This is a genomic window from Candidatus Thiothrix phosphatis, from assembly GCF_035668035.1.
GTDB classification, from domain to species: Bacteria; Pseudomonadota; Gammaproteobacteria; order Thiotrichales; family Thiotrichaceae; genus Thiothrix; species Thiothrix phosphatis.
Window position 1 is genome coordinate 1 of sequence record NZ_JAYMYJ010000153.1, and the last position, 6,014, is coordinate 6,014.

The window sequence follows — 6,014 nt, forward strand, 5'->3', positions numbered from 1 at the left end:
GCGGGTTTCCTGCTGACCGCTGTCAAGAACTGGACGGACATCCAGACCATCCATGGACGCCCTCTCCTGTTGCTGGCGCTGGTCTGGCTGCTGGCGCGGCTGCTGCCATTTACCGGGTTGCTGCCGTTGGCGGCGCTAGTTGACACGCTGTTCCTATGCTGGCTTACCTATGAAATCGCCCACCCGGTAATCAGGGCCAAACAGTGGAACCAAAGCGCCATCGGCGGCAAGATCGCCCTGCTGATCCCTGCCAATATCGTGTTCTACCTCGGCCTGTTGGGTTACTGGCCGATAGGTGTGAAAGTTGGTTTGTATGCTGGTTTCTATATCATTTTGGGCTTGGTCTTCACCATGGGGCGGCGGGTGATCCCGTTTTTCATCGAGCGCGGCGTCGGTTGCCCGTTTGAAGCGAAAAATGACGTGTGGGTTGACCGTTTCAGCCTGATCCTGTTCCTGGGTTTTGCGGTGGCGGATGTCATCGCCATCAGCTCAGGCAATGAAATGGCGCAGATGCTGGCCGCCCTGTTGGCGCTGGCGCTGGTGCCGTTCCATGCGTTCCGCATGGTTGGCTGGCACCATCCCAATATCTGGGAAAAGCCGTTGCTGTGGGTGCTGTACATGGCTTATGGCTGGCTGGTGGCAGGCTTCCTGTTCAAGTTCCTGTCCGCCGTGGCGGGCGTTTCACCCTGGATTGGTATCCACGCTTTCGCCGTGGGCGGTATTGGCATGATGACGCTGGGCATGATGGCGCGGGTGGCGCTGGGGCATAGCGGGCGCAATGTGTTTGACCCGCCTGCAATCCTGATTGTGGTGTTCCTGGTGCTGTTCAGCGCCGCCTTCATCCGGGTATTGAATGTCTGGTTGGTGCCGGAATTTTATGGCGAATGGATACTGAGCGCGCAATTGCTGTGGATCACCGCCTTCGGGCTGTTTGTGTGGAGCTACGCGCCGATGCTGGTCAAACCGCGCGTGGACGGGCGCTACGGCTGACAACACAGGCACGGCGGGCGCAACCCCGCCAAAACCCGTTCACACCTTCCCCGCCAACAATGCCTGAAAGCCTGGGGCTAATATCCAGGCTTTGCCCAGAGTGCTAGACTTTTCCCATAACCCAATAATTTCCTTGCTGAATATCACCGCTGAGGAGGCTCCCATGCGATATGCGCTGACTGTTGCCCTGCTTCTGTTTGCCGGAGCCGTATCGGCGGAGGAGCCGCCCGCCGCTTCACCCGCCAGCCTCGCGCCTGGCATGGTTCACCCCGGTTATGAGGAAAAACCCGCCTGGTTCAAGGAATCCTTCCTCGACATCCGCGACGACCTCAAGGAGGCGACCGCCGCCAACAAGCGTCTGATCCTGTATTTCTATCAGGACGGCTGCCCGTACTGCTCCAAACTGCTGAAGGAGGATTTCGGCAAGCAGTCGATCGCCGACAAGACCCAACAACATTTCGATGTCATCGCCATCAATATGTGGGGCGACCGGGACGTGACCGATCTGGATGGCAAGGCAGCCACCGAAAAGGGCTTCGCCGCCGGACTGAAGGTGCAATACACCCCAACCCTGCTGTTCCTGGATGAGGCAGGCAAGGCAGTGCTGCGCGTCAATGGCTACTATGCGCCGGACAAGTTTGAACTGGCGCTGGATTACGTCGCGGGCAAACACGAACGGGAAGGCGGCTTCCGTGAGTATTACGCCAGCCTGCCAGCTTCCAAGAAACCTGCGCAGGCTGAATCGGCCTCCCGCGTCATTGCCGACAGCCTGCCCTCCCCCCTGAAGCTGAAAGATGGCCGCAAGGATAGCGGGCGTCCGCTGTTGGTCATTTTCGAACAGGCCGAGTGCGACGCCTGCGATGAACTGCACCGGGATATCCTCACCCGCCCGGAAGTCGGTTACGCCCTCAGCAACCTCGATGTCGCCGTGGCGGACATCAATTCCGCCGACAAGCTGCAAACCCCGGATGGCAAGGACATGCCCACCAGCGAGTGGGCGCAGGCGCTGGAAATCAAGTACACGCCCAGCCTGGTGTTTTTCGACACCGACGGCAAGGAAGCCTTCCGCACCGAAGCTTACTTGAAAACCTACCACCTGCATGGCGCGATGGATTATGTCATCTCCGGTGCCTACCGCTGGCAGCCGGAATTCCAGCGCTTCCTGCAACACCGCACCGAAACGCTGCGGGCGCGTGGCTTCGAAGTGAACCTGATGGAATAGCAGGACACCCCTGCGTCACTGCAAGGCCTTGCCCAGATGGCTGGCGAAGGCTTCCGCAGGCATGAACCCAACCTGCCGGTATTGCTTCAGCTCCTCGCCGCCCTTGCCGAAAAACAGGATGGCGGGCGGGCCGACAATGCCGAAATGACTGAGCAGTTCCTTGGCGGCGGCGGAATTCTCAGTGACATCCGCCTTGATAAGGACAGCGTTGCGCAAGTGCGCCTGCACAGCGGGGTCGGGGAACGTGTACTTTTCCATTTCCTTGCAGACCACGCACCAGTCAGCGTAGAAATCAACCATAACAGGCTGGCCATTGCTGCTTTGGATGGCCTGCTGCAAATCCGCCAACGTCGTCACGGTGCGGAACGGCAGTTCCGCCGCCTCCGCGCCTCCCGCCTGCCCCAGCGCCAGACCCCGCAGCGGTTGCCACAGGTCGCCTTTGCCGGTGGCGCTGCCGACCATCAGCAAACTGCCGTACAACAACAGCAGGATTCCCACCCCTTTCCAGAGTTTGCGCCAGCCGCTGCCGTCTTCCGGCACAGGGGCCAACGCGCCGAGGAAAATGGCCGAAATCACGAACAGCGCCGCCCACAGCAACAAGGCGAGCGGTTCCGGCAAAATACGCTCCAGCATCCAGATGGCGACCGCCAGCAGCATGACGCCGAACACCGCCTTGATCGCCTCCATCCACGCGCCTGCACGCGGCAGCCATTGGCCAGCGGATGCCCCGACCAGCAGCAGCGGAATCCCCATGCCGATGCTCAGTGCAAACAACGCCAGCCCGCCCAGTAGCGCATCCCCAGTCTGGCCGATGTAAATCAGCGCCCCGGCCAGCGGCGCGGCCACGCATGGCCCCACGATCAGCGCCGACAACGCGCCCATGATGGCGACGCCGATCAGGCTGCCGCCTTCCTGCCGGTTGCTGAGGTTGTTCAGGCGGCTCTGGATGGCGGATGGCATCTGCAACTCATAGAAACCGAACATGGACAACGCCAGCAGCACGAAAATGGCGCTGAACACCCCCAGCACCCATGGATTCTGGAACATGGCCTGCAAATTCTGCCCAAACAACCCGGCCAGCACGCCCGCCACCGTATAAGTCAGCGCCATCGCCAGCACGTAGGCCAGTGACAGGAAAAACGCCTTGCGTGGGTTCAAGTCTTTTTGCCCGACAATAATGCCGGACAGGATCGGGATCATCGGAAATACGCACGGCGTGAACGCCAGCAGCAACCCAAAGCCCAGAAAGCCCAGCAGGGTCAGGAAGGTATTGCCACCCGCGAGCTTGGCGGCGATCTGATCTTGTTCGGACAACGCAGGCCCGCCGCCCGGTTGCGCCGCTTCGGCCACCGCTTCTGGAACCTGGGTTTCCACCCATTGCACGCTCGCCTGCTGCCCGGCCTGAGGAGCGGGCAGGCTGACTTGGTACGCCTTCAGTTCCGCCGGATAACACAGCACGTTTTCCGCGCAGCCCTGCCAACCCAGCTCCAGCAGGAAGCTGCCTGCCTTGCCTGCGCTGGAGCGCTTCACCGGCAGGCGGATTTCCGCGTAGTCGTGGATGGCTTCAATCCGGCCAAAATATTCATCCTGCTTGACCTCGCCGTCCGGCAGTTGCGGCTCCCCGACCGTGACGCCTTTCGGCTCAAACACCTTGACCAGGAACTTGTCCTTGTAAAGGTAGTGGTCGGGCGCAATGACCCAATTCAGCTTCAGCACATCGCCTTCCAAGGAGGGCTGGCCAATGGCGAATGCCTGTTCAGAAGTCAGGCTGCCGTCGTCGAAATCAAAGGTCGCCTCGGCGGCCTTGGCCGGTTCCGGCTCACTCCACACCGGATGGGCCGCCAGCAATAGGCACGCCAACACCGCCAACAGCCCATACTTCAACTGGCTGGATAACTTATCCACGCTCCTCTCTCCTCCAGCGGACAACAATGCCCCAGTGTAATGGATTCCCCGGCAAATTGTGAGATAAGCCCGCCAGCCCACAACTTTCATGATTCGCGGGCGGCTCATGAAAAAGTTGACCTACATCATTCCTGAGTGCCCTTAACTCACCCATGATGAAAGCTCAACAGCACCCCAGGAGAAGCCCCCTCATGCATACCTATGAACACATCCTTGTACCCGTGGATTTCACCCGGATCACCGACGCCATCATTACCCGCGCCAATGAGCTGGCGAATTTCTACAGCGCCCGCCTGACACTGCTGAATGTGCTGGAAGACATTTCCCTTGGCAATGTCGCCTTTGGCGGCACGCAAAAACTTGGCATGAGCCAGGAAATGAAGCAAAAGCAGATGGCCATGGCGACGGATAAATTACGCAAGCTCGCCACGGATCTGGGTGTCCCCATCAACGCGGCGTTGGAAACCGTCCACACCAACGGCAAACCCAGCGAAGCCATCATCCAATTCGTCAAGGACAACGGCATTGACCTGGTTGTCGTCGGCAACAGCGGCAAAAAAAGCGTGCTGGGCTTCATGGGCTCCACGGCGGAAGCTACCCTCAAGGGTGTGCCTTGTGATGTAATGGCGATCCGGATTACTGATTAAGCAGGAACGCATGACCAAACCCTCCCGTCTGCTGGCGAGCGCGCTGCCCGCCGTGTTTTGCTTGTTCCCCCTCGGCGCGCTGGCGGATGAGTGGACAGGCCAGGACAAACAGCTGCATTTTGCCGTCTCTGCCGTATTGGGGATCGCCGCCTATTCCCACACCCATGACCGCGCCCAGGCGTTTGGCTGGGCGATGGTGCCGGGCATCCTCAAGGAGGTGATCGACAGCCAGCAAGACGGCAACGATTTCAGCGGCAAGGATCTGGCATGGGACGCCCTGGGCGCGCTGGCAGGCGCGCAGGTGGGCCACTGGGCCATCGGCCAAAACCGGGTCAACTGGGTGAAGGAATTCTGAACCTCCATGCTTGACGCCACCCTGCGCATCCTGGGCATCATTTTCCCGGTGTTCGCCTGCGCCGCGTTGGGTGCCGCCTATGGCTACCGGCACCGCCCGGACATGGCGGTGGTCAACCGGCTGAACATGGATTTCTTCGCCCCGTTCCTGGTGTTCTGGGTGTTGATGGACAAGCCTTTCGACTTCCTGGCCTTCCGTGACTTGGCGATTGGCGGCGTGGCGGCTGTCCTGGGTTCCGGCCTGTTGCTGTGGCCGCTGGCGTGGTTGTTGCGCATCAACCTGAAAACCTTCCTGCCGCCGATGATGTTCAACAACTCGGGGAACATGGGCATTCCGCTGGTGCTGTTCGCGTTCGGGGAACAGGCGTTGCAAGCGGCGGTGGTGCTGTTCATTATTGAAATGGCGCTGCATTTCACCGTCGGCTTTTACATCCTTGACCACCACACCAAACCGTTGCGCCTGTTGAAAATGCCGATGATCCAGGCCACCCTGCTCGGCCTGTTGTGCAGCAGCCTGCATGTCACCCTGCCGGAGGCGTTGGCGAACACCGTCAAACTGTTGGGGCAAGTGTCGATTCCGTTGCTGTTGTTTTCATTGGGTGTGCGGCTGCTGGATGTGAACCTGCGTGACTGGAAATTGGGGACATTCGGTGCGCTTGCTGGGCCAGCTGCGGGTGTCGCCAGCGTTTTCCTCGTCAGCCCCCTGTTGTCGCTGGAGCCTGCCCAACATGCGCAACTGCTGATTTTCGCTGCATTGCCACCAGCGGTGCTGAATGTGCTGGTGGCGGAACAATACCAGCAGGAGCCGCAACGGGTCGCCTCCATCGTCTTGCTGGGCAACCTCGCCAGCCTGCTCATCATCCCCGCCGTGCTGTGGTTTGCGTTGCCCCATTAAT

The 6,014-nt window shown here is 60.2% G+C and carries 6 protein-coding genes; 5 read left to right on the forward strand and 1 reads right to left on the reverse strand.

The features are described from left to right. On the forward strand, positions 1 to 990 hold a 990-nt coding region (locus VSS37_RS20230; RefSeq protein WP_324698159.1), incomplete at its 5' end, for an NnrS family protein. Positions 991 to 1,153: 163 nt separating this feature from the next. Further along, positions 1,154 to 2,212 (forward strand): thioredoxin family protein, encoded by a 1,059-nt coding sequence (locus VSS37_RS20235; RefSeq protein WP_324698160.1) that lies wholly within the window; start codon positions 1,154 to 1,156, stop codon positions 2,210 to 2,212. 15 nt (positions 2,213 to 2,227) lie between these two features. Here the strand turns inward: VSS37_RS20235 and dsbD are convergent, their stop codons facing one another. Beyond that, positions 2,228 to 4,117: a protein-disulfide reductase DsbD gene (gene dsbD / locus VSS37_RS20240; RefSeq protein ID WP_324698162.1), complete on the reverse strand. Its 1,890-nt coding sequence runs from the start codon at positions 4,115 to 4,117 to the stop codon at positions 2,228 to 2,230. 191 nt (positions 4,118 to 4,308) lie between these two features. Between dsbD and VSS37_RS20245 the strand changes: the two genes are divergently transcribed. From VSS37_RS20245 to VSS37_RS20255, 3 genes are read left to right on the forward strand one after another with little or no spacing between them, the layout of a single operon-like run. Beyond that, complete coding sequence (locus VSS37_RS20245) at positions 4,309 to 4,764, forward strand: universal stress protein (protein ID WP_324698164.1); 456 nt, start codon at positions 4,309 to 4,311, stop codon at positions 4,762 to 4,764. A gap of 10 nt (positions 4,765 to 4,774) precedes the next feature. After that, on the forward strand, positions 4,775 to 5,119 hold the full coding sequence (locus VSS37_RS20250; RefSeq protein ID WP_324698166.1) for a hypothetical protein: 345 nt from the start codon (positions 4,775 to 4,777) through the stop codon (positions 5,117 to 5,119). Positions 5,120 to 5,125: 6 nt separating this feature from the next. Continuing rightward, entirely contained in the window at positions 5,126 to 6,013 is an 888-nt protein-coding gene (locus VSS37_RS20255; protein WP_324698167.1) for an AEC family transporter, read from the forward strand. Position 6,014 lies beyond the last annotated feature (1 nt).